The sequence below is a fragment of the Bacillus sp. FJAT-52991 genome, from assembly GCF_037201805.1.
Classification (GTDB): Bacteria; Bacillota; Bacilli; order Bacillales; family Domibacillaceae; genus Bacillus_CE; species Bacillus_CE kandeliae.
The window spans coordinates 1,958,270-1,981,112 of the sequence record NZ_CP147404.1; the positions used below are offsets into that span (position 1 = coordinate 1,958,270).

24 protein-coding genes are annotated in these 22,843 nt (G+C 36.0%); 12 read left to right on the plus strand and 12 right to left on the minus strand.

Annotation, left to right across the window (positions count from 1 at the left end):
* Window positions 1–156: 156 nt before the first annotated feature.
* On the minus strand, window positions 157–783 hold the full coding sequence (locus WDJ61_RS10000) for an isochorismatase family cysteine hydrolase (protein ID WP_338749266.1): 627 nt from the start codon (window positions 781–783) through the stop codon (window positions 157–159).
* Window positions 784–985: 202 nt separating this feature from the next.
* A complete protein-coding gene (locus WDJ61_RS10005; RefSeq protein ID WP_338749268.1) occupies window positions 986–2,404 on the minus strand; it encodes a PLP-dependent aminotransferase family protein in 1,419 nt (472 codons plus the stop codon).
* 113 nt (window positions 2,405–2,517) lie between these two features.
* On the opposite strand from WDJ61_RS10005, the gene WDJ61_RS10010 reads away from it, so the two are divergent.
* On the plus strand, window positions 2,518–3,441 hold the full coding sequence (locus WDJ61_RS10010) for a DMT family transporter (RefSeq protein WP_338749270.1): 924 nt from the start codon (window positions 2,518–2,520) through the stop codon (window positions 3,439–3,441).
* 124 nt (window positions 3,442–3,565) lie between these two features.
* The gene (locus WDJ61_RS10015) at window positions 3,566–4,270 is read left to right on the plus strand and encodes an MBL fold metallo-hydrolase (RefSeq protein ID WP_338749272.1); all 705 of its coding nucleotides are present in this window, start codon (window positions 3,566–3,568) and stop codon (window positions 4,268–4,270) included.
* Here the strand turns inward: WDJ61_RS10015 and WDJ61_RS10020 are convergent.
* The gene (locus WDJ61_RS10020) at window positions 4,225–4,677 is read right to left on the minus strand and encodes an 8-oxo-dGTP diphosphatase (protein ID WP_338749274.1); all 453 of its coding nucleotides are present in this window, start codon (window positions 4,675–4,677) and stop codon (window positions 4,225–4,227) included. The genes WDJ61_RS10015 and WDJ61_RS10020 overlap by 46 nt on opposite strands.
* Before the next feature lie 424 nt (window positions 4,678–5,101).
* Here WDJ61_RS10020 and WDJ61_RS10025 point away from each other — a divergent pair, with 424 nt between their 5' ends.
* Both WDJ61_RS10025 and WDJ61_RS10030 read left to right on the plus strand, forming a co-directional pair.
* Complete coding sequence (locus WDJ61_RS10025; protein ID WP_338749276.1) at window positions 5,102–5,464, plus strand: MarR family transcriptional regulator; 363 nt, start codon at window positions 5,102–5,104, stop codon at window positions 5,462–5,464.
* 437 nt (window positions 5,465–5,901) lie between these two features.
* On the plus strand, window positions 5,902–6,363 hold the full coding sequence (locus tag WDJ61_RS10030; RefSeq protein WP_338749278.1) for a hypothetical protein: 462 nt from the start codon (window positions 5,902–5,904) through the stop codon (window positions 6,361–6,363).
* Window positions 6,364–7,261: 898 nt separating this feature from the next.
* Here WDJ61_RS10030 and WDJ61_RS10035 read toward each other — a convergent pair.
* The gene (locus WDJ61_RS10035; protein WP_338749280.1) at window positions 7,262–7,915 is read right to left on the minus strand and encodes a DUF1801 domain-containing protein; all 654 of its coding nucleotides are present in this window, start codon (window positions 7,913–7,915) and stop codon (window positions 7,262–7,264) included.
* Window positions 7,916–7,968: 53 nt separating this feature from the next.
* Window positions 7,969–8,436, minus strand: a complete 468-nt coding sequence (locus WDJ61_RS10040) for a hypothetical protein (RefSeq protein ID WP_338749282.1) — start codon at window positions 8,434–8,436, stop codon at window positions 7,969–7,971.
* Between the two features lie 114 nt (window positions 8,437–8,550).
* Here WDJ61_RS10040 and spoVB point away from each other — a divergent pair, with 114 nt between their 5' ends.
* Entirely contained in the window at window positions 8,551–10,086 is a 1,536-nt protein-coding gene (gene spoVB / locus WDJ61_RS10045; protein WP_338749284.1) for a stage V sporulation protein B, read from the plus strand.
* Window positions 10,087–10,323: 237 nt separating this feature from the next.
* The gene (locus WDJ61_RS10050; RefSeq protein ID WP_338749286.1) at window positions 10,324–10,767 is read left to right on the plus strand and encodes a hypothetical protein; all 444 of its coding nucleotides are present in this window, start codon (window positions 10,324–10,326) and stop codon (window positions 10,765–10,767) included.
* A 65-nt stretch (window positions 10,768–10,832) separates the two neighbouring features.
* Here WDJ61_RS10050 and WDJ61_RS10055 read toward each other — a convergent pair whose 3' ends face one another.
* Both WDJ61_RS10055 and fmdA read right to left on the minus strand, forming a co-directional pair.
* Window positions 10,833–11,108 carry an FmdB family zinc ribbon protein gene (locus tag WDJ61_RS10055; RefSeq protein WP_338749288.1) on the minus strand — a complete coding sequence of 92 codons (276 nt, stop codon included), beginning with the start codon at window positions 11,106–11,108 and terminating at the stop codon, window positions 10,833–10,835.
* A 20-nt stretch (window positions 11,109–11,128) separates the two neighbouring features.
* The gene (gene fmdA, locus WDJ61_RS10060; protein ID WP_338749290.1) at window positions 11,129–12,307 is read right to left on the minus strand and encodes a formamidase; all 1,179 of its coding nucleotides are present in this window, start codon (window positions 12,305–12,307) and stop codon (window positions 11,129–11,131) included.
* A 256-nt stretch (window positions 12,308–12,563) separates the two neighbouring features.
* On the opposite strand from fmdA, the gene WDJ61_RS10065 reads away from it, so the two are divergent.
* Window positions 12,564–13,352 carry a nucleotidyltransferase domain-containing protein gene (locus tag WDJ61_RS10065; protein ID WP_338749292.1) on the plus strand — a complete coding sequence of 263 codons (789 nt, stop codon included), beginning with the start codon at window positions 12,564–12,566 and terminating at the stop codon, window positions 13,350–13,352.
* 326 nt (window positions 13,353–13,678) lie between these two features.
* The gene (locus WDJ61_RS10070; protein WP_338749294.1) at window positions 13,679–15,400 is read left to right on the plus strand and encodes a multicopper oxidase; all 1,722 of its coding nucleotides are present in this window, start codon (window positions 13,679–13,681) and stop codon (window positions 15,398–15,400) included.
* Window positions 15,401–15,539: 139 nt separating this feature from the next.
* On the opposite strand, the gene WDJ61_RS10075 is transcribed toward WDJ61_RS10070, so the two are convergent.
* The 4 genes from WDJ61_RS10075 to WDJ61_RS10090 form a co-directional block, all read right to left on the minus strand.
* Window positions 15,540–16,526: an LLM class flavin-dependent oxidoreductase gene (locus WDJ61_RS10075; RefSeq protein ID WP_338749296.1), complete on the minus strand. Its 987-nt coding sequence runs from the start codon at window positions 16,524–16,526 to the stop codon at window positions 15,540–15,542.
* Between the two features lie 88 nt (window positions 16,527–16,614).
* Complete coding sequence (locus WDJ61_RS10080; RefSeq protein ID WP_338749298.1) at window positions 16,615–16,902, minus strand: hypothetical protein; 288 nt, start codon at window positions 16,900–16,902, stop codon at window positions 16,615–16,617.
* A 208-nt stretch (window positions 16,903–17,110) separates the two neighbouring features.
* Window positions 17,111–18,529 carry a HAMP domain-containing sensor histidine kinase gene (locus tag WDJ61_RS10085; protein ID WP_338749300.1) on the minus strand — a complete coding sequence of 473 codons (1,419 nt, stop codon included), beginning with the start codon at window positions 18,527–18,529 and terminating at the stop codon, window positions 17,111–17,113.
* Window positions 18,526–19,251, minus strand: coding sequence for a response regulator transcription factor (locus WDJ61_RS10090; protein WP_338749302.1), 726 nt, complete (start codon window positions 19,249–19,251; stop codon window positions 18,526–18,528). The genes WDJ61_RS10085 and WDJ61_RS10090 overlap by 4 nt, the downstream gene beginning before the upstream one ends.
* Window positions 19,252–19,496: 245 nt before the next feature.
* Between WDJ61_RS10090 and WDJ61_RS10095 the strand changes: the two genes are divergently transcribed.
* Genes WDJ61_RS10095 through WDJ61_RS10105 form a run of 3 tightly spaced genes read left to right on the plus strand, consistent with a single transcriptional unit; the run spans window position 19,497 to window position 21,910 of the window.
* Entirely contained in the window at window positions 19,497–20,408 is a 912-nt protein-coding gene (locus WDJ61_RS10095) for an ABC transporter ATP-binding protein (protein WP_338749304.1), read from the plus strand.
* Window positions 20,405–21,163: an ABC transporter permease gene (locus WDJ61_RS10100; RefSeq protein WP_338749306.1), complete on the plus strand. Its 759-nt coding sequence runs from the start codon at window positions 20,405–20,407 to the stop codon at window positions 21,161–21,163. Before WDJ61_RS10095 ends, WDJ61_RS10100 begins: the two co-directional genes overlap by 4 nt.
* A 12-nt stretch (window positions 21,164–21,175) precedes the next feature.
* Window positions 21,176–21,910, plus strand: coding sequence for an ABC transporter permease (locus WDJ61_RS10105; protein ID WP_338749308.1), 735 nt, complete (start codon window positions 21,176–21,178; stop codon window positions 21,908–21,910).
* Window positions 21,911–22,004: 94 nt separating this feature from the next.
* Here the strand turns inward: WDJ61_RS10105 and WDJ61_RS10110 are convergent, their stop codons facing one another.
* Window positions 22,005–22,370: a hypothetical protein gene (locus WDJ61_RS10110; RefSeq protein ID WP_338749310.1), complete on the minus strand. Its 366-nt coding sequence runs from the start codon at window positions 22,368–22,370 to the stop codon at window positions 22,005–22,007.
* 102 nt (window positions 22,371–22,472) lie between these two features.
* Between WDJ61_RS10110 and WDJ61_RS10115 the strand changes: the two genes are divergently transcribed.
* On the plus strand, window positions 22,473–22,835 hold the full coding sequence (locus WDJ61_RS10115; RefSeq protein ID WP_338749312.1) for a DUF2089 domain-containing protein: 363 nt from the start codon (window positions 22,473–22,475) through the stop codon (window positions 22,833–22,835).
* Window positions 22,836–22,843 lie beyond the last annotated feature (8 nt).

Sequence of the window (22,843 nt, forward strand, 5' to 3'; positions counted from 1 at the left end):
ATGGTGGAAATCTATCTAATGAAACACACTGTAATTGAATCTTAATTTTATAAGAATGGACTTTATTGGATATCGTTAATGAAAGCACTTAACGACTGCAACATCACAATTAATCAAAGAATAATCTCTTCTTTAGTAGCCTATTTAAGAGTATCATTACATATTTGAAATGGCTTCACGTGTTGTCCATGTAGCACTACTGAAAGCTCGATAGTTCGTAACAGCAGCATGAAAATCGTTTTCACTAATCGTGGCAGTTGCATCGTAAACAACAGCTGTCTTGAAGCCATTTTCGATTAAATCTCTCATATGCGATTCAACACATACGTTTGATAATACCCCAGCCAAAATGACTTGTTCTTTTCTGCGTTGCCTTAGTTGATAGACCAGATCATTTGTCTGAGGACTGGCCACCTTGTGCGGTGTTGCAATAACGGTTGTTTTGTCCCAGATATACGGAGCTAAAGTTGGAACATAATCGGCTTCCGGAGTTGGAGGACTATATTGATTTAATTTCTGATAAACACGCAAATTAATCAACATCTCTTGTTCGTTCCCTGTAAACTGCCAATCATAGTCATGTGGATATAAAAAGTGCGGGGAAACAAAGAGCTGATAACCTTTACTACGGGCTGTGCTTAATAGTAGTTCCAAGTTAGCTAAAGTATTATTCTCTTTAATGTTAGCCTTTGTCAAATGATATCCTCTTCCGCCTGGAGACAAAAAGTCATTTTGAGGGTCAGTAATAACAATTGCAGTATTCGCTGGGTTTGGTTTAAACATAGAATTGTTCCCACCTTTTTTATGTTTTCACTTATCGATTATACGAACTACATTGATTATAAATTCCTTAGGAAAATGAAATTTTGAATTTAATGAGTGACAATAAAGTAAGGATAAACAAATACAACTATTGCATATAAACCCCATTTCTTTTTTTGTATGATTTCCTTCCAATAAACATAAAAAAGAGCTGTATTTCACCTCACTTAGAAAGAGATTGTGCCATTGCAACAAACCTTTTTACCCCTTCACTTAGTTGTTTTTCATTTGCGTAAGAATAGCTTAAACGTATCCAGGATGATAGTTGTTTTAATGGATCACAAACTTGACCTGGCACAAAGGATATAGATTGTTCGATACTTTTGGTTAATAATAATTCAGTTGGAAGTTTATCTGGGAGCTTCACCCATAAATTAAGACCGCCTTTTGGACTGGTCCATTTCCAATCTGTTACCGCTAGCTCTTCCTCCATGATTTCCTTTCGGATCTGTAGGGCGATCCGGATTTTCTCCAAGTGCTGTTGCAATCTTAGTGATGAAAAGTAATGGAGAAAAATTTTTTGATTGAGAAGTGGTGAGCCATTATCAGCTAACGATTTTACTGTTAGTAGTGAATTCATTAATGATGATTGACAAATAACAGCTGCAATTCTCAAACCAGGTGAGATATATTTGCAAAAGCTTCGGATATAAATGACTGTCCCAGCAGTATCATATGTGTAAATTGGTGGTGGCGGGGCATGATCAAAATATATGTCGTGATAGGCATCGTCCTCAATTAATAGACATCGATATTGTTCAGCTAATTCTACTAATTTTTTGCGCTGCTCGACTGAAACAGTATAACCAGTCGGGTTATGGAATGTTGGGTTGAGATAAAATAGGCGTGGTTTATATTGTTTAATATACAATTCAACCTGCTTTAAATCGTACCCGTCTGGGTGGATATCAACCGTTACAATCTGTGCTCCTTGTGCTCTAAAAATATCAATCGCAGCACTATAGCTTGGACGTTCAAATAAAACGACGTCTCTTGGCTTAATAAAAGTTTGAGCGATTAAGTGAATCGCTTGCTGTGAGCCAGAAGTGATTAACAGATCATCTGCATTGAGATGAGTTTTATACTGGTTGATAAAATATTGAGTGAGTGTTTCACGTAGCTCTAAATCACCTTGCACAGTTGAGTAGGTTGCAAGTACTTTTGGATAAAGGTCAAACACTTTCTTCACGTAATCTGAAAAATAATGATTAGGCAAAAGATTTGGATCAATTAACGCCTGAGAAAAATGATAGGAAACAGGTGCTTGATGGATTTCAGATAAATGATTTTTTTGTACGTATGCAGAAACAATTGGATTGTCCAGATCTAAATATTCAAGATTTTTCGTCACATTTGATTGGACAAAATAGCCTACTTTATCTTTTACATAAACTTTGTCATGCTGTTTCAATAATTGATAAGCCTTTAATACAGTTAATCGATGAACATTCATTTCAGATGCTAATTGCCGGACGGAGGGAATCTTTTCATGTTCTTTCCATTCTTTACGTTCTATTCGGTGCAGTACATAATCATATACTTTCTTAAAAAGAAAATCTCCATTTTGAATCGCTTTGCTCACATCGATTCCTCCTATTCAAAACGATTGTACCACGCTCCAATCTAATCTGTTCTATCTTTTTCAATCTGTTCTACCGTCTTTCTTTTATGATAGAGAAAGAGGAGGAGTTTTATATGGTTATTATTAATTATTTCTTCATGTGTTTGATTTTTGGAACGACATTTTTAGCGATTAAAATTGGGGTTGATGCAGGAGTACCTCCATTTTTATCAGCTGGACTTCGTTTTTTCATTGCTGGTTTGCTACTATTTAGTTTTATGGTTTGGAGAGAAAAAACGACAATATGGTTATTATTTCGGAAAGAGATGTTTTTTACAGGAGTAGGTTTAACCTTTGGGACGTTTGCTACATTATACTGGGCAGAACAGTATGTGACCTCAGGGATTGCAGCTGTCTTATCTGCTACAGGTCCGATGATGATCATAGTTATTCAGACATTCATATTGAAGCAAAAAGGAAATCAGAAATCATTCATTGGTTGTGTCGTCGGAGTCCTTGGTGTCACATTCTTGATCTTACCTAGTTTTTCAATTGAGATTAGTCCCTTCTGGATGATTGGTTGTTTCGCCATTATATTCGGTGAAGTTTTTTACGCATCTGGAACGATTTATACGAAGCATGTCATCCGAAAATTTGAAACGACATCACCGATTGCTTTAAATGCAGCGCAAATGATGCATGGTGGGATTTTATTAATCATTTTATCATTTTTTACCGAGAACATTCAGCTTGATTATCTTTTAAGTCCAGCTTCAATTGGCTCTCTTCTTTATTTAACTATTTTTGGTTCAATGATCGGCCATAGCATTTATTATTGGCTTGTCTCACGGACAAATCCTGTTTTTCCTTCTACATGGCTGTATATCTCACCATTAATTGCCGTTATACTAGGTGTTACCTTCTATCATGAATATATTTCTTGGCTAACAGGCATAGGTACTTTGATGATTATTGTAGGAACGGTTTTAGTCAATTTCGAAACATTACGGAAGTTGCTTTGGGGGAAGGAGACTGTTCTTCAGGATGTTAAAAATTAACCTGCTAGATTTTGTTCCGGTAAATTATATGACTTTAATAATAATTTTTGTCAAACTCTATGATTCTAACTTCTTGAAATGAAATAAGATAGCAGAAAATCTAATAATAAAGGAGCCTAAAGTTATGGAAATTTCTAAGGGAGTAGAGATGCTCCAGCTTGAATTTCACGGAAATATTATTCATCCAACTCTTTTATGGGATCAAGAAATGGCTGTTTTAATAGACACTGGGTTCCCTAGACAAATTGAAGATTTACGCGTGGCAATGGAAAAGGCAGGAGTGTCGTTCGACAAACTAAAAATTATCATTTTGACGCATCAGGATATAGATCATATAGGTAGTCTTCCTGAGATATTACAGGAGTGTGGAAGGGATATTAAAGTTTATGCTCACGAACTAGATAAGCCTTATATCCAGGGGGATTTACCTCTTTTGAAAGACGGGCACATAGAGAATCCACCGAAGGGAAAAGTGAATGATACCTTGATTGACGGCCAAGAACTGTCGTATTGTGGCGGGATTCGTGTCATTCATACTCCGGGGCATACTCCTGGCCATATCAGCCTCTATTTGAAACAAAGTAAAACACTGGTTGCCGGGGATTCGATGTACAGTGTAAACGGAATAATTGGGGGAATTCATGCCCCAACCGTACTGGATTTAAAAGAAGCTCGACTCTCTTTGAAGAAATACCTAGACCTCGACATTGAATCTGTGGTTTGTTACCACGGGGGATTAAGTAAGGTAAATATTAATGATCAGATGCAAAAAGTAATAAATTTTTATTTTACAAGTGTTAATACATTATCTTTATATTCGAATGAATAATCACCTTCTTTTTCTAATAGAACAGGTAAATATTCCTTTACCATTTCAGCAATCCCTAAATTAGAGGGATTCAGTATCCAATCAATGTGTTTCCAATCGAGAATCCCTTCTCTCGTTTTTTTCATAGATTCACTATCTAATATTGTATCCACTTCAAATAAATACACATATAATCCATCTTTTTTACAGTCACTAGTATCCCATGTAATGACACCCTTTGAATAATACTGATTCACCTTGAATCCTGTTTCCTCAAACACTTCACGCATTGCACCTTCATCAGGAGTTTCACCCACTTCATTCTTACCACCAACACCGTTCCACACTCCCATGATTGGTGCCTTTTCACGATTCAACATCAAGACTTTATCCCTATTTTTTAAGAAACATACGTTATATTTAAACACTTATGATCAGCCCCACACTTAAATTTATTCTTTACTTATAGAAGTATACAAAACAAATTTCCCCTTCTGTAATGTTAGTGTGCCTCACTTCAAGGAATTAAGTAACTCTTTTTATTGCCTCGCAGCTAGACCTCCCAAAAAGTTTTCAAAATCCGTCGCAAAATTATTTTTAAGAACCGACTATTCTATTTTAGCAAAAAACATTTTCCTATGACGCGATACAGCAAAGAAAAAGTGTTAAGTTGTGATTGATAGTTTCCATAAAGAAATTGTCAACAAAACTTACCCATAACTTAAGAGTTGTGGGATGGCTCCTTTATCAACTAACGAGGCAGGTTAGTTGATAAAGGATTATAAGCAAATTTGTAGAAGTCTTAAGTTAAAAAGTAGGTGAAGCTAAGAGAAAAAACTAAGAGGTGATTAGATGGGTACTTGGGGAAAAGGGATATTTGATGACGATACTACTTGTGAAGTGAGAGACAATTTTATTGATTATTTGGAAGAAGGAAAAACCGTTGAGGAAGCCACTCAAATAGTCTTAGAAGAATATTCGGACGAATTTAACATTGACGATGACCTGGAAATAATGTCTTTAGTATATATCGGTTTAGCAGCAATACAACTAGAGAGAAAATGTCTTCAAGAACAAGTATGTAACAATGCTATTGGTTTAATCGAACGTGGTGCAGATCTTGAACTTTGGGAAGAAGCAGATCAAAAAGGTTATGAAGAACGGAAAAGAGTATTGAGTGAGTTTAAACAAAAGCTACTTAATTATAAATCATAAGGACTGTCAATAATTAAATTAAGATAATAATTCATGGGGTAGTTAGTATATTATGAAAGAGCTGACTACCTTTTTTATTTACATAATTGATTGAATAAATAATGGTTGAAAATATGATTTAAAAAGTTTATTACGGAAATGTAATTGAGGACGTTAGTTTGGTTGTTGGGGGACGTAGCCTTGCTGTGAGGATAGTGCTCCGTAGAACATTATTAAAAACAACAATCACGGTAGTCACTATGGGTAGAGGTACTATTAAAAATAATAATTAACAGGTGATATCCATTGACAATAGAAAAGCCTACCTTCTACCGGATATACGACTGGGCTGTTTGTAGAACTTGTTGCAAAGTATATGAAATACCTCTATAACAAGGAGAATAGCAACAACAAATTAAAGACATACGGGCAGAATAGTTTAGAAAAGGGGGAATTTTATGAATTACTCTGAACTTCTTCAATATCAAGGTTATATTTATTTAAACTCAATATTTGAATCTGAAGATAACACGTTAATAGTGGACATTGACCGTTGTAAAAACAATAGAATTGTAATTGATGAGAAAACAGAAGAAGGTACTTTCTCGTCCTATGCTTCCATTGATGTGGACGACACACTCCCAACTATTCGACTTAAATTTGATTGGTACATTGCATACTCAGTTAGAAACGAGAGTTTTACTGTAATGGATGAGCACGAGGTTTACAAAGGAACTGCTTTTTCACTTTATTCAAAATCCAGATACCTGGACTTTATTGAAGTCGGCACCATAGCTGACGATATATATCCTGGACCGTTCAAACATTATGGGATAAATGCTTTAAACCATATAATTGATGTGGTATCGACTGAACCTCCAAGCATTTCAATAATACAAAGGAATGTTAAACAAGAGTAAGAGAAAAAAATCACCTGAATCAACAAAAACCCCCTCATCCAAGTGAAGAGATCAAGGGCCGAACACTAAAGAGTAGCCTGAAATTTTGAACGCGTTACGCAGTACAATAGAGTTGGTATATACTTCCGCAAGCAGTATATACCAACTGACAGCATGCAACATGGTATTATCAGAAAATTTAGACAAAAATATTTGAATAAAATGGAAGAATCAGTTTGGCACAGTTTCCGTTAATAATGAAACAGCCGATAAATTCAATTTTTATATTTCTGTCTTCATGAACGGACACGTTGATGAGATTGAAGGAACAGCCAAAATCAAAGGCAATAAAGCCACCTATTCTGCCTATATCGATTCCTCTCTCTCTATGATGATCCATACTGCCGAATGACGTTTACAAACAACGGCAAGTCAATTCAAGTAAAAGAGTCATCCGCTTGTTCCTATTGGCACGGAGCAGCGGCAACATTTGATGGGAAATATTCTAAGTAAAGAGAAAAGCAACGGGCTTCATCCCCAGCAGACTTCACACGTCATATAGGCGTGTTTTTTCTTTGCCTTTCTCCTTCTAATGTAAAATAACAATAAAGTCGTGTGAAAATCTAAGTTTTATTCAACAATAGCGCCCTTTAATTGAAGATCGAGTAACAATAATTTTCGCTAAATAGTAGCATGTACTATTAATTCAAGAAAAGTGTACCTTTCAGCAAAAATCCAAAGGGTACACTTTTGTGTGCAGTATTTTTCTTTTCTTAGATGGTAATGCGTAAGCCTGTTACACGTTAGTTTGTTTATACTCTACGAATCACTTTTTTGTTTTTTCATTTTTAAATTATTTGATTGAGTGTTACCTGCAATCTAAAAAGGAGTTCGATTAAAGTTTGATTAATTTATTTTCTTATCGAATATTCTTGTGCGAGCCGTCACAGTTAGGTTGCTTTTGAGATAGTCCACAAGTGCAATCATTTAATCCCTTTCCATTGAGAATTTGCTGCATATATTTTTCAACCCTCGACACTCGAGTTTTGGATTGTTTGGGTGTAGAAAAATATAGAATGTATGCTCTTTGCCGTCCCGGTGTCAGTGCTTCAAAAGCAGTTTTCAAGGTAGGCATTTCATCGAATTTATTTTGAAGTTCTTCAGGAATTATGAACTCTTTATGCTCTTTCATTTTCACTTCTAAACCGGCTTTTTCAACTTCAATGGCTTCATAAATATAGGCTTTCAAGATGGTTTCCATTTCAACTATTTCTTGAACATTGGTGAACCGAATCTGGCGCGCCGCCTGTACATTTTCCGTTTGTTGGACTAGAATCCCATGGACATCCTGTAACAAGGCACCTTTCTGAAACAGAAGCGCACAATATTCTTTAAATCCATGTATTAAAACTATGTTTTTTTTCTCAAACGTGTAACAAGGATGCATCCACTTAAATTCTTCGTTCAGCTCACAGTCAAGAACGATATTTCTCAACTTCTCATATTCTTCCTTCCACTTTTTAGCTTCACTTAAAAATTCATCAACCTTAGGATTCAGTCTACTATTTGTCATCAAGAAACACCCCCTCTTCAATTTTTCGATCACAGGTATCTAAAAGAAAATTTTCAATACCATGAAGCTATAATACATTCTTTTAGTTCGAATCTAAAAGAATAAATTTCATTATCAAAAAGAGCTAATAATTTCAACCTATCTCGACTACTTTTAGGCAAGATATATTTAAGATTATTAGGTTTTTTTACCCAAAAAAATATATAAGAGTACTCATTCTCAAGAAGAAACTTTTCAATTTCAAAATCATAGTCTTGAACGTCCACTTTCAATAAACGAAATGTATCATTCTCATCGATAATTTTAGCTTTTTTTAAATTGTTAAATGTTGGAATGCGCGGAATACAAAGAACTAACGTAAAATTTTTTCTTAGCAAAAACTGTTTAGCGTGATTAAAATCAAAATTCTCTTCTTCTATTAATTGATCTGCTATTTTATCAGATTCATAAGGTAAAGCAAATATATTTTCGAAGCGGTCATCAAATTTTTCTAGGTCCCTTCTTGTAAAAGTATTTTTCATAGTTCCTCCTAAGATAAAAACTTCAAAAAGATATTTTATATACTCAACACCATCCAGTAATGTTTGTCCATTCCTCTCATATCATGAAGTATAAAATAAAAGAGAGGTCTTTTCATGATGAAACAGTCTCTTATAAAGGGAACGTTAATTTTATCGTCCGCAGCGATATTCACTAAGCTTTTAGGGCTTGTCAATGGAATAGTTATGGCTAGGGTGCTAGGCAGTGAAGGAGTCGGCTTAATGATGATGGTTGTGCCGATTGCTGGTTTTTTAATCGCTGTTACTACTTTAGGTTTAGATGTTGCCATATCCAAATTAGTGGCAGAGTATGATTCAAAAGGGAATGCTAGAATGGTCAAACGGATTTTAATTATTTCTTTGACGACAACTAGTGTATTAGCTATTTTATTAACGGCTAGTACACTGATTTTCTCTAAAGTCTTGTCCTCTCTTATTCTTACTGACCAAAGAGCTTACTATGCGTTCATCTGTTCTGTATTAATTGTGCCGGTCATTGCGGTATCAGCCGTCATCAAAGGCTATTTCCGCGGCAAACAATACATGACTCCCATCGCTTTATCTCAAGTCATTGAACAAATCGTACGAATTAGTTCAATATTTATTTTCGTCCAATGGCTCCTACCATATGGCATCGAGTTTGCCGCTGCTGGAGCGATCATAAGTGGGGTTTTAGGAGAAATTATTTCCTTGTTTTTCATTGGAATCGTCTTTAAAAAAATGAAGAAAGCAAGCTTCACATTACATTGCTCTGTATTGCAAGAAATACAAAATGGAAAAAATACTTTACTTGAACTATTCCACATTAGCCTCCCGATTACCGGAAACAATATTATACGTGCCACTACACTCGTCCTTCAGCCAATCATTATTGTACAAAGTTTAAATTTAGCAGGAATCGAGGCTAGTGCTGCGACAAAATATTACGGAACATTAATGGGATTTACCATGCCACTTTTACTTCTGCCAGCCTCTTTAGCCTCCAATTCTTTATCCGTCGCATTAGTACCAGCAATCAGTGAAGCAGATATACAAAAGGATTTCCTTTTAATCAACCATACAATTAGAAAAGCGGTTCAATTTTCACTGATGATTGGCGTACCTTGGACCGTCATTCTTTACTTTTTTCCTGATTTATTAACAATGGTGTTTTATCATTCTAAAGAAGCTGGAGCGTTTATCAAAATGTTAGCACCATTATTCCTTTTACAATACCTTCGTATTCCCTTTGGTTCAATCATTATTGGCTTAGGAAAGGCAAAGGCTGTCATGTTCAATCATATCTTCTCCTCTTTCATCTTACTGATAGCTATATTTTTATTATCATCGAATCCAAAGTTTGGCATATCAGGCGTTATTATCGCCTTAAATTTAGAGATTGTCCTAGCCACCTCTTTACATTACTTCACTGTTGTTAAACTAACTGGTTTTCACATCAATGTTTCTGATTTGTTAAAGATCCTAACAGCCAGTTGTATCATGGTCATAGGATCAATAAATATATATCAATATTTATCCACTCAACATCTAAACAATATAATCGTTTTAATTATTTTGCTGACTCTTTCATGTTTCATTTATCTATTTCTTCTTTTTATTTTCAAAACGTTTTCTCTTTTGGAATCTGAATAAATGTCAACATTCGAGCAAGTGTTTCGAACCCTAAGCCTCTTTTTAGCTCTGGAAGTTTATTACCGCCCTAAGAATAAAATGAGATTTAGAACCACAACACAAAACTTCAAATATTTGTATGACATTACTATTAAAAAGTTCATTTTTCACGATAGGAGTACTCCACTCGTTGAATACTTCCCCATTTTACTGGAATACTTATCTTCAAAGAAACAACATCAAAAGGAGTTGCGGTACTTGAAAAAGATAAGAATGTTGATGTTATTATTATTTACATTCATGCTGCCAATTGATACAAAAGCGGAATTTAAAGTTCCGGCAATTGAAGAAACGGAACAATGGAAAATTGAATTATTAGAACCCTCAAACGATAAAGGGGAAGTAGGAAAATTTGAAGTATACAGTCTTTTGGTGACTAATAAGGGGAAGAAAGCATACAATGCTAGCCTAGAGGTATATAGGAATGAAGCTGGTACGAACAAAATGTTTGGACTTGCACCCCAGATGAAGGATGACCTTGTGGAAACAAATCAGTTTTTTAGCTTCTCGAATTTTCCTGTTAAAGTCGAGACAGAAAAATTAGAAATCGTTTTAACTTGGGAAGATGAACCGGTTCAGCTGAAAGATGGATATAAATCGTCAGGTAGAAAATACAAAGAAACCGTTATATTCACTCCTTAAACCTTGGAAGTAATTAAATAAATATTTCTCCATAAAAAATAGAGCTGCTCTTCAAAAAGAGCAACTCAATTCCCTACCTGCCACGGTCGATTTGCTATTCGTGGCTTTTTATCTGTTTGGTTCGGCCCCAGCTGTTCGCGTGTCATCCTGCGCGGCTCCATTCCACGTTCAATGCGATTCATTAACCCCTTTGAAGACGTCGATACTAAAGGAGGAGCATAGACACGCATAGACTCTTGCTGACATGCTGGACAATCGATTTGTTCTTTACTGCCGCTCATTGATTTAAAAAACAATGTGAAATCTCCGCACGCCGGACAGCGAAATGTGTAACTCGGCATACTCCTCCCTCCACTCGTTCTTATTTCGGCAAAATATTTTTATCAAAAATTTGAGTAGGAATGGCCACCGTACAGCATGCATTCGGGATGTCGACAATGCCGTTAATTCGTCCCTCGATCGGAGCCGTACTTAAGATCATATAGGCCTGTTCCCCTGTATAGCCAAGCGTTTTCATATATTCAATCGCATTCAAACACGCTCGACGATAAGCTAAAGTCGCGTCTAAGTAGTGCTGCTTGCCGCTCTTTTCATCAACAGAAATTCCTTCAAACACTAAAAAATCATTGTAGTTCGGTTCCACTGGACCAGGTTTAAACACTGGATTTTCTGTAATATTGTATTTCTCCATTCCGCCTTTAATCACATCGACCTTCAAGTCGATCCATCCCGCCATTTCGATGCCGCCACAAAAAGTGATTTCGCCATCTCCTTGCGAGAAGTGAAGATCCCCAACCGATAACTTCGCTCCATCTACAAATACCGGGAAGAAAATTCGGGATCCTTTTGATAGGTTTTTAATATCGCAGTTTCCACCGTTTTCCCTCGGCGGAACGGTTCTTGCTCCTTCTTTCGCCACCCGATCAAATTCGGCTCCTTTTAATGTCCCTAGTACCGCTCGCTCAGGATTCGGTAAATTAGCCAGCGTTGGCACTCGATCTGGATCAGTTTCTAGCAGTGCTTTCTCACGTTCATTCCATTTATTTAATAGCTCCATCGAAGGGGCTACGCCAATTAACCCTGGATGAATCACTCCAGCAAATTTTACACCCGGCACATGTCGGGACGTTGTATAAATTCCTTCAAAGTCCCAAATCGACTTGGCCGCTTCCGGATAATGATCCGTTAAGAAGCTACCTCCATTTTCTTTAGAGAAGATGCCGTTAAAGCCCCATTCTTCTCCCTGAAACGCCCCGATGTCCAAAATATCAACGACTAATAAATCACCAGGTTCCGCTCCATTCACATATACAGGACCGCTCAACACATGCACCCGTGACAAATTGACATCACGGATATCACTTGGATCATCATTATTACTGATTTGTCCGTCTGTCCAATCTTTACAGTCCATTCGAAACGCGGTACCCGGCTCTACCGAAAAGGCAGCTGGAATATCCGGATGCCAGCGATTATGGCCTGGATGTGCTTGCTCCTCCATTGGTTTACTTAAGTCTAATCGAAACATCATTTTTGGCATAACCATTCTCCCTTCGACTGTTTTCTTCGTCAAGGTTCCTCATGGTAGCAATCTTTGTATGCGCTTACATTTTATCTTTAATATTGATAATTGTCAATATATTCATATATTAACAGAAGGTACAAAATCATTTTCCATAATCCCCAGTTCTTCCGTGTCTCCTTCTCCATACTATATCCACTTTATTTTGTACACCAATTGATTGAGCCTTTTTCCTCCTATAAAATGGAGAGAAAGAACATAAGGAGACCATCTCATGAAAACAAGAATTTTAACAACCATCAATGAAATAGAAAAACATCATCAAGTCAAAATCGTCTACGCCTGCGAATCTGGAAGCCGGGCTTGGGGATTCCCTTCTAAAGATAGTGATTACGATGTGCGATTTATTTATGTACATAAGAAAGATCATTATTTAAGCATTGATCCTGTGGGTGTTGGCAAAAAGCGAGATGTGATTGAGCTGCCAATTGATGATCTGCTCGATATGAGCGGATGGGAGCTGACGAAAGCGTTGAAACTTTTTCGCAAATCGAATCCGCCGCTTTTGGAGTGGATGCATTCACCGATCGTTTATTACACTGCTTTTTCAACGATGGAGCGGATGAAACAACTTGAGAAAGATATATTTGCGCCTCACTCGTGTATGTATCATTACTTAAATATGACGCGCAAAAATTACCGTGAGCATTTGCAGCGTGATCAAGTGAAGCTAAAAAAATATTTTTATGCGCTTCGCCCCGTTCTCGCCTCTAAATGGATCGAGCAATTCAATGAATTTCCACCGCTTGAGTTTCAAACATTGCTAGAAAACATGATCCCTGAAGGAAAGGTTAAAAGCGAGATAGAGAGGCTGCTAAAAAGAAAAATGGCCGGTGACGAGCTGGATAAAGAGGCGCCCATCTCATTGATTAATGAGTTTCTTCACGAAGAAATCATTCGCCTTGAAGCCTACGCTAAAACGATGAACTGCGCCCTTCCCGATCCGACGGAAAAATTAGATACGTTCTTTAGGGAAACATTGGACGAGGTTTGGCAAGGGTAAAATAATCAATCACTGTTTCACATAAGAGCTAAGTTTGAACGAAATTATCCAAGAAAAATATAACAAATCGAATTATTAATTTAAGTCGAGTCCACAAAGTTGGGCTCTTTTCTATTTATTAATATTTGTTAAAGATAATTCACTAAGAAACGGTAATTTTATGCCTGGCAAACGATAATAATCTTTACCTACTGATTGTTAACTTTGTAAAAACGATAGAAATGTGCCTTTTACATTGTCCGTAAATCCACACATTTAATATAACGTTGAATTTAATAATACAAAAGGAATGAACCTTTTAATATACCGAATTGAGAGGTAAAAATATGAATGAAGAAAAAAGTAAGCAGTTGTTAAGTAATTCATTGACGAAGTTTATAGACCCACTTCCTATTCCGCGTACTCTTCAGCCAATAAGTAGAAAAAAACAGTGTTCTTACTACGAAGTTACAATGTCTGAATTTACACAGCAATTGCACAGTGAACTGCCCTTCCCTACAACTGTTTGGGGGTATGAAGGAACGTATCCGGGTCCAACTTTTGAAGTGAATAGAGGAGAATGTGTTCATGTAAAGTGGAAGAACAACTTACCATTAGATCATCTACTCCCTGTTGATCAAACCGTTCATGGAGCAGCTCCTACTAATCTAGAAGTTCGAACAGTTGTGCATCTTCACGGTGGTTCAACACCGCCAGAGAGTGACGGCTATCCAGAAGCTTGGTTCTCGAAGGATTTTGAGAACGTTGGTCCATTATTTGAGCAAAAAACTTATCAATATCCAAATGATCAACGGGCAACAGCCCTTTGGTATCACGACCATGCATTGGGCATAACGAGATTGAATGTATATGCTGGGTTAGCTGGGTTTTACTTAATTCGCGATAATGAAGAAAAATCACTAAAGCTTCCAGAAGGCCCGTATGAAATTCCTTTGGTTATCCAAGATCGTTCCTTCAATGAGGATGGTTCATTGTTCTATCCAAGTTGTCCGAATGAGCTAGAAAATGGAAGCTGTGAAGGAGATGGACTACCGGACCCTTCTATCATTCCTGAGTTTTTCGGGAATACGATTCTTGTAAATGGAAAGGTTTGGCCATTCTTAAATGTTGAGCCACGAAAATACCGCTTCCGTTTATTAAATGGATCAAATTCTCGCTTTTATATTTTAAAATTTGATAATAAGAATTTACAATTTATACAAATCGGAACTGATGGTGGCTTATTAGAAACTCCTGTTACGTTAAAAGAAATCATTCTTGGACCAGCTGAAAGAGCTGATGTTATTGTTGATTTCACAAAGTTTGACGGGAAAGAAATAGTGTTACGAAATCTTGGTCCAGATGGTCCGTTTACTGGTGTATCTGAAGATCCTGCAGATCCAAATACAACTGGTCAAGTGATGAAATTTAAGGTCGTCAAACATTTAGAGGGAACTGATAAGAGTAAAGTACCAACAAAACTTTCTAAAATTAAAAGATTATCTCCAGAAGATGCTTGTAAACAAAGAGAACTAAGTTTAATTGAAGCAGAGGATGAATTTGGCCGTTTAAAGCTACTTCTTGACAATAAAGAATGGATGAACTTAATATCAGAGACACCTATTTTAGGAACTACTGAGGTATGGAACCTAGTAAATACCACACCAGATACTCACCCTATTCATGTACACCTAGTTCAATTTCAAATACTAGAAAGAAGACCTTTTAATGTGCAAAAATTTTTAGATACAGGTGAAGTAATCTACACCGGTGAAGCGGTACAACCTGATCTCAATGAAAGAGGTTGGAAGGATACAGTAAGAGCAAATCCTGGAGAAGTAACATCGATTATCGCACAATTCTCTCCTTACCCTGGAAAATACGTGTGGCATTGTCACATTCTAGAACATGAGGATCATGAAATGATGCGTCCATACGAAGTTATAAAATCAAAGTGTAAACATCATAAATTCGATGATTGTCCTAATTGTAAACAGGACCCATATGAAGGTCCGAGAAAAAAGTATTGTAAATGTAAACACCATAAAATAGAAGATAAGTTCCTCTGATTGAGTCTCTGACAACTCCTACTGCTTTAGCGGTAGGAGTTGTCAGATCAATATACTTCTCTTGTAGAACAAATGTACAAGAAATATTTCCAAACGTCATCTTTAAGTTCATTTTTTGTTTTGGGGAACAATCCATTTTTTACTTACATTCAGGAATTACATACTTACCAAATAAGTCTAAGGATGAAAGCACTTTATGGTGTTCTAATCCACCAAAATTCATTATGGCCATAAAATTCGTAACACCTATTTCACGGTAAGACTGAACTTGTTTAATCACTTCATCTGGACTTCCGATTACTGGATTAAGCTTCTGTTTAAGGATATCATACGAGATATTCGTCCCACGCGGGGTATTCATAAATAGTTGATAAGGATCTTTTGCATTGGATTCAGCATCTGCATATGTTTCACCAACATGAACGTGGAAGGCAACAGGGATTTCTAATTGATCTGGATTACCGTATCCCGATTTCAGATACATGTTTTTGTATGTATCAATCAGCTTTGCTAGTTCATCCCGTGATTTGCTAAATCCAAGCGCTATGAACTGACTTCCCATACTAGCAACATGACTAACACCTTCTTCACTAGAGGCTGCAATCCAATGAGGAGGAAACGGAGCTTGAATTGGCTGGACACTAAGTTTAAGATCTTTGTATTGAAAAAACTTCCCTTGATGAGAAAAAGACTTCCCTGACCACGCCTTACGTAATACCTCTAGAGACTCATTAAAACGCTCACTTTTGTCCTCCCATGAAATATTATAACCATCAAATTCCTTCTGACTATTCCCACTACCTAACCCCAAATCTAATCTCCCATTTGATAAAAGATCAACAACTGCGTAATCCTCAGCAATTCGTAAAGGTTTATGTAATGGAAGTACTGAAACACCTACACCAAGGCGAATTCTATTCGTTCTTTGAGATACCGCAGCGAGCAGAACTGCTGGAGAAGGATTAATGCCAAAATCTGAAAAATGATGCTCTGTAAACCATACCCCATCAAAATTCATTTCTTCAGCTCGAACGCTTTGCTCCAATACTTCGTTGTAGAATTGTCTAGGAGTTCGAGATGATTGATTGGCGTAATGATCAAATATTGTTAATGTACTAAATTTCATGTGATATCGCTCCTGGTAATTTCATTTCTTTACTTCACAGATCCGATTACAAAAAAATCAAAATGATACTGTACCTAAAATAATCATTCTAGTTTTCTGAATCATTCCAGCGACGACTCGTTTCTAACCCATAATCCATATCGTAAACTTCTTTTATAGCTTTCACCTTTTCCAGACTCTCTTCGGTAAACACAGGTTTATTTTCAAAAGCATGAAGAACAATTTTTTCAAGAAGAACACCCACTGAAATATCGTGATACTCTGCCATTGCTTTCAAAACTTTCACCATTCTTTTTTCCATTCTAATTCCAGTTTGTACACGCTCAATTTTAATTTTTTGATCTTCTCCACTAGTCTGATCTTTATGTTGTGTCATCATTCCACATCCTTTTCGCTAAAAAACATTATTTTGTTACCTATATAACAACGCTGTGCGTTTTGTCAACTGTGTTATTATATTATCGATTTAACATAATAGGGTCCTGCCAATAAAAAGCGGAAAACATACAGTGAACAAATTTCGACGTAAAGAAAGCCAATGATCCCTATGCTAAGGATTCATTGGCTTTTATTCAGTATTATTCCTATTCCAGTGGAAAAATAATATGACACTGGGTCCCTAGTTGAGGTGTACTGTTTATTTCAATACCTCCACCATGAGCTATAATGATTTGTCTTGCAATCGCCATCCCTAATCCAGTTCCGGAATTGTTAGAAGAGGCACTCGTTCCTCGGAAATACCGGTCGAATAAGTGATCAACCGTTTCTTGATCCATACCTACTCCATCATCCTCGATTAAAATACGAATTTGTTTTGTATCGGACAGATCTTCATGAACGATAACTTTAATTTTCGTTTCGGGAGGATTATGTTTAATGCTATTAGCAATTAAGTTTTCCAATGCCCGCTTTATGTATCTTGTATCCATATGGAAAAATATTTCTTCTTTATTTGCTTCAAATGAAAATAGCTTGTTTTTTGACTCTGGTAATCCTTTCAGCTGCTCTATAATATCTTTGATCACATGTACTAGGTTTTTTTGTTCAAGTTGTATGGGAATAGTAGCATTTTTCAATTGAAAAGTTAGGTTGAAGTCTTCAATCAGTTGCTCCATATACTCCACACGCTCCTCCATAATTTTGGAAAATTGACGTACTTGTTCTTGCTCCCAATCGTATTTATGTGAAGATAATAGTACAGTATATCCCTTAATAACAGATAGAGGAGTTTTTAAATCATGAGACACCCCTGTCATCCACTCTTCCCTTGTCTTTTCCAATAACTCTCTTTCTACCGTGTTTCTTTGAAGTGTAGATGTGAGCTTAGAAAGAGCCTGCATCAATTCATGATACGTTTTATATTCGACTTTGCTTCGTCGATGTTGTTTTGCATGAAACTTCCAATAATAAGAGGGTTCTTCATATTTTCCTTTAGACAGATTTTCAATCCAATAAGCAATATATAGTAAAGGAGCACCTAATTGTTTTCCAAAAAATAAAGCAATCAACATTCCTATTACAATTATAGAAATAATCCACAGATTGTTTATCCAATAAAAAAATGGATTATTACTAGTCATTGTTTTTCCTAACACCCATGTTAGATCTTGATTGTCTATCGTTTTATACCATGTAGATAACTGATAGCCTTTTTTGGCAGGATACAGATAATCAGACACTAGTTCACCAGGAGTATAGTGGGTTTGTATATTTTTAGGTTTATTATAAGAAAATACTTCATTGCCTTGTTCATCTAATATTTGGAGCCACATTTCGTTATTTATTAAATCTTCTTTTATATTTAGGCTTACTGACATGTTTTGATTAGTAACAACTGTCTGTTCAACGATTTTGTTGATCGATAATGGTGAAGTTTCCGTTTTATTATGACCAAGAAAGAAATTGAAAAGAAGAATACTCATTACGATAAGTAAACCCCAAATCAGCATTAAATAGAAAAGTCGTGAAACGAAGTAAAAGGCGACACGATTTCTTAAATTCACAACAAGCCCTCATTTGTTTCTACTTCAAATATATACCCTAATCCCCGAACGGTTTTAATCCATTTAGGTCGACTAGGATCTTTCTCTATTTTTTCACGTAATCGTCGTACATGTACCATAACAGTACCATCGCCACCGTAAAATTCCCCCCATACATCTTTATAGATTTGATGTTTGCTCAAAATTTGGTTAGGATGTTCACAAAAATAGAGTAATAGTTTCATTTCCTGAGTGGGACACTCTACCCTTACACTATCAACAATAAGTCTTGCCGTGTTGGGATCTAGTTTGAAATAGCCATAATCGTACACCTGTTTACGTGAATGCGGTAACAATCCTTTAGTAGAACGCTTTAATTGTGCTTTCACACGAGCTACAACCTCTAAAGGATTAAAAGGCTTGGTAATATAGTCATCTCCTCCAAAACTAAACCCCTGCAATTTATCTAAATCTGTATTTTTAGCCGTTAAAAACAAGATAGGTACATCTGTATTTGAACGAATTTTGCTACATAGAGTAAACCCATCCATATCCGGTAACATCACATCTAACAATATAATGTGAGGATGTTCATGTAGAGTTTTTAAAAGCGTATCCGCTCCTGTAGTGGTTGTTAAGATGTTTTGAAATCCTTCCTTTTCAAAAACGGCTATTAATAAATCTAGAATATGCCGATCGTCATCCACAATCAAAATTTTATGATCTTCGAGTTTGAAAGTCATACTTGATCCCCCCTTCTACCTTAGTATTATTTTACATTAAATATAAATTCAAGATGCTGTTACAGGAAAGAATTTAGATCTCGTTCAGAGTTCTGAATAATTAAATTATTACACAACTCTTGATGTTATAAGGCTGTAGCATCAAGGGAAAACATTTTCAAAACAATTCGTTAAGTAAATGTTTAGGAAGAATTTCGTTCGTATTAAAAAAATTTCATTTACGATAGCAATGAGGTGAGGAACAAATGAAAGATCCAATAGTAGTAACAAACGAGCTGACAAAGCAATATAAAAAGCATATATCTGTGGACGGCTTGAATTTAAGGATTGAACGTGGACAAATTTATGGATTTCTTGGACCTAATGGTGCCGGAAAAACAACAACAATTAGAATGTTGCTAGGATTAATTAAACCAACGAAAGGAAGTATAGAAATTTTTGGTCAAAACCTGAACAAAAACCGTCTGCAAATTTTACAGCGAATCGGCTCGTTAGTAGAATCTCCAACATATTATGGAAATTTAACTGGTCATGAAAATTTAGAGGTTATTCGTAGATTACGAGACCTTCCGGAAAGACGAATTAAAGAAGTATTGGAAATTGTAAGATTAACCAAAGCAGCGAACCGATTAACAAAAGAGTATTCACTTGGAATGAAACAACGTCTGGGAATTGCTGCAGCGTTACTTAGCCATCCAGATTTATTAATACTAGATGAACCTACGAATGGACTAGATCCCTCAGGTATTCAAGAGATTCGAGAATTGATTAAAGAATTACCTGAGTCTGGAATGAGTGTTCTTGTATCCAGTCACCTATTAAATGAAATAGATCAAATGGCTACACAAGTAGGGATCATTAATAACGGAAAAATGATCTTTCAAGATTCGATTGAACGATTAAGAGAAAAACGAAAACCCCTTTTAAAAGTTGGAGTTAGTGATGTAGTTAAAGCAAATGAAATATTAACAAGAAAAGGGTTAAAGGTGGATTTGCAAAAAGATCTCTTGTGGCTATCCCGAACAGAACCGGAATTTGCCTCAGAAATCAACTCTATTCTTGTTCATTCAGGAGTATCTGTATACCGGCTTGAAGAAGTGAAACGGTCACTTGAAGATATTTTCTTAGAATTAACTGGTGCAGAGGGAAGCCTATGAAAAAGATATTATGGGCAGATAAATTAAAATTAAGACGTTCGTCGCTATCGATTATCGTTTTATTGGTTCCCTTACTTATCCTAGCATATGAATTAGTGAACCTTACCTATCGTGCTGGATATGTAGAAAAACAAGCTGAGATGTTCCAGGCTAGCTCGATGTGGATGTATTTATTGTATGACAATAGTTTGTTATTCGGTCTTGGTTTTCCATTAGCCGCAACATTGGCAGCCTCGATCATAGCAAACATTGAACATCAGGCGAATGGATGGAAACAAACTCTATCACTTCCTATTTCAAGAATTAAAATTTATTTAAGTAAATTTGTTTGGTTAACCGTTAGTTTATTTCTTTCACTGACTATTTTTCTAGCTGGCATGATATTTTTAGGGAAAATATTAGGATTTGAAGAAAATGTTCCATGGGAGCTATTGATTGGCGATTGTTACGGTATGTTGATTATAGTACTACCCATTATGGCCTTTCAATTTTGGTTGTCCATGACCATTAAAAATCAAGCTTTCTCCATTTTAATTGGGTCGATTTCAGCTATGATGGGTCTCTTTTTAGCAGCTGGTCAAACGACGAGGTGGCTTCCACTAGCTTATCCGAGCCAATCATCAACAGTTATTTTGCAGTATGAAGGGCTAGGATTGAATCCAGATTTTTCATCCTACCTTGTTGTCAGTCTCTTATTAGGTAGCATCCTATTATTTATCGGATCGATGCATTTTGCCAAACAAGATGTCCAGTAAGGAGGGAATACTTTGAAAAATGTTTTATATGTTGAAAGATTAAAGTTAAAACGCTCCAACTTATGGTTAATTCATTTAATAGGTCCCTTATTAGGTGTATTCCTGGCCTATACTAATTTCTTTAAAAACTATGATCTATTTATGCAACCTGGAGATAATGCGTGGATAGAAGCGTGGACACAAGTCGCCTTATTTATGGGTCCTTTTGTTTTACCCATCTTAATTGGAATATACGCAGCTCTTGTTTGTAGAACTGAACATGTGGGAGGCGGATGGAAGCAACTTTTAGCCTTACCAATCAAACACTCAGAGATTTTTTTAAGTAAATTTTTAACCGTAGTTCGCATGGTGATCATTACAATGTCAATTTTAATCATTTTCTTTATTGGATTTGGTTATATCAAAGGAGTAGAAGGAACTCCCCCGATATTTTCCATACTCGGATTCATGATCAGAGGAATTTTAGCCTGCTTACCTTTGATTCTTCTGCAACTAATTATCTCTCTAAGAGCTAAAACATTTGGTGTACCCTTAGCGGTTAGTATTGTTTTTACTCTCCCAGCTATTATTATTGCCAGCACACCAATAGGCCAGATTTATCCATGGACACAGCCTATGCTAGCCATGTCACCTGAAGATGAATCACCTATTCAATCTTATTTTTTATTTTATACACTATTAATTGGGACATTTATTGTTTTACTATTTTATGGGTTAAGAAGTTTCATTAAGCGTGACATAACTTAATGGTTGCTAGCCGATTTTCTCTTAGGATAGTGAAAATCGGCTTTCTTATAGTATACAAAGCAGCGTCGATTTTAGATAGGCTATGTGAATGTTATTACTTCGGTTTCGGAATTTGAGCTACTTCCTCTACCGTGCTAAAAATGTTGGTGTAAACATCTTGAATATTTACTTTATTTTTCACATCGTTATACAAGAAATACTTCCAAACGTCATCTTTATATTCTTGTTTAGTACCGCTATAAAGATAGCCAACTGCATAAGCATTGCCATCAATTTTAGGTGCAGTCTCGTATGTGACGTCTTCGTGTACAAAAGGCAAATGTGCTTTCTTTGTTTCGTTAAAAAATGTTCGAATGGTTAAGTCTTTATAAGTTGTTACATACTGATCATCATCAGCCTCAGAAAAATGCTCTGGCATAATGAATAACGAAAATGGATAATCAATAATATTAAAAAACAAATTAATATTATTGATTTTTTGTTTAAAAAATTTAAATTTTATTATTTACACCTTTAATTTCTTGTTATATAATCGAATCAACTAAAAGGAAGGAATTTCATTATGGCTTATAAAGTAATCACAAATTGTCCTGTCTGCAGTAAAACATTGAAAATTACAAAGTTGCAGTGCTCTCATTGTCACACTACGATTGAAAATGAATTTGAATTATCTAAGTTGGCATCCTTATCAAAGGATCAGCTTCATTTTGTGGAAGTATTTTTAACATGCAGAGGGAATATCAAAGAAGTTGAAAAGGAACTAGGGATTTCGTATCCAACGGTTCGTGGGAAGCTAACAGACATCATTTCATCCCTTGGATATGTGCAGCAGAAAAATGAAATAGACGAGAAAAAAGTTGTCACCATGTTGGAAAATGGCGAAATCACACCAGAAGAAGCCATTAAGCTCTTAAAAGAGGAATAGGGAGGAAT

Bases quoted from the DNA above. Each gene is read 5' to 3' on its own strand.
- spoVB (WP_338749284.1), top strand. From the start codon at position 8,551: ATGATGAAACAGTCTCTTATAAAGGGAACGTTAATTTTATCGTCCGCA.
- WDJ61_RS10095 (WP_338749304.1), top strand. From the start codon at position 19,497: ATGAAAGATCCAATAGTAGTAACAAACGAGCTGACAAAGCAATATAAA.
- WDJ61_RS10075 (WP_338749296.1), bottom strand. From the start codon at position 16,526: ATGAAATTTAGTACATTAACAATATTTGATCATTACGCCAATCAATCA.
- WDJ61_RS10080 (WP_338749298.1), bottom strand. From the start codon at position 16,902: ATGACACAACATAAAGATCAGACTAGTGGAGAAGATCAAAAAATTAAA.
- WDJ61_RS10040 (WP_338749282.1), bottom strand. From the start codon at position 8,436: ATGAAAAATACTTTTACAAGAAGGGACCTAGAAAAATTTGATGACCGC.
- WDJ61_RS10015 (WP_338749272.1), top strand. From the start codon at position 3,566: ATGGAAATTTCTAAGGGAGTAGAGATGCTCCAGCTTGAATTTCACGGA.
- WDJ61_RS10010 (WP_338749270.1), top strand. From the start codon at position 2,518: ATGGTTATTATTAATTATTTCTTCATGTGTTTGATTTTTGGAACGACA.
- WDJ61_RS10030 (WP_338749278.1), top strand. From the start codon at position 5,902: ATGAATTACTCTGAACTTCTTCAATATCAAGGTTATATTTATTTAAAC.
- WDJ61_RS10055 (WP_338749288.1), bottom strand. From the start codon at position 11,108: ATGCCGAGTTACACATTTCGCTGTCCGGCGTGCGGAGATTTCACATTG.
- WDJ61_RS10070 (WP_338749294.1), top strand. From the start codon at position 13,679: ATGAATGAAGAAAAAAGTAAGCAGTTGTTAAGTAATTCATTGACGAAG.
- WDJ61_RS10025 (WP_338749276.1), top strand. From the start codon at position 5,102: ATGGGTACTTGGGGAAAAGGGATATTTGATGACGATACTACTTGTGAA.
- WDJ61_RS10100 (WP_338749306.1), top strand. From the start codon at position 20,405: ATGAAAAAGATATTATGGGCAGATAAATTAAAATTAAGACGTTCGTCG.
- WDJ61_RS10035 (WP_338749280.1), bottom strand. From the start codon at position 7,915: ATGACAAATAGTAGACTGAATCCTAAGGTTGATGAATTTTTAAGTGAA.
- WDJ61_RS10090 (WP_338749302.1), bottom strand. From the start codon at position 19,251: ATGACTTTCAAACTCGAAGATCATAAAATTTTGATTGTGGATGACGAT.
- WDJ61_RS10000 (WP_338749266.1), bottom strand. From the start codon at position 783: ATGTTTAAACCAAACCCAGCGAATACTGCAATTGTTATTACTGACCCT.
- WDJ61_RS10065 (WP_338749292.1), top strand. From the start codon at position 12,564: ATGAAAACAAGAATTTTAACAACCATCAATGAAATAGAAAAACATCAT.
- fmdA (WP_338749290.1), bottom strand. From the start codon at position 12,307: ATGCCAAAAATGATGTTTCGATTAGACTTAAGTAAACCAATGGAGGAG.
- WDJ61_RS10115 (WP_338749312.1), top strand. From the start codon at position 22,473: ATGGCTTATAAAGTAATCACAAATTGTCCTGTCTGCAGTAAAACATTG.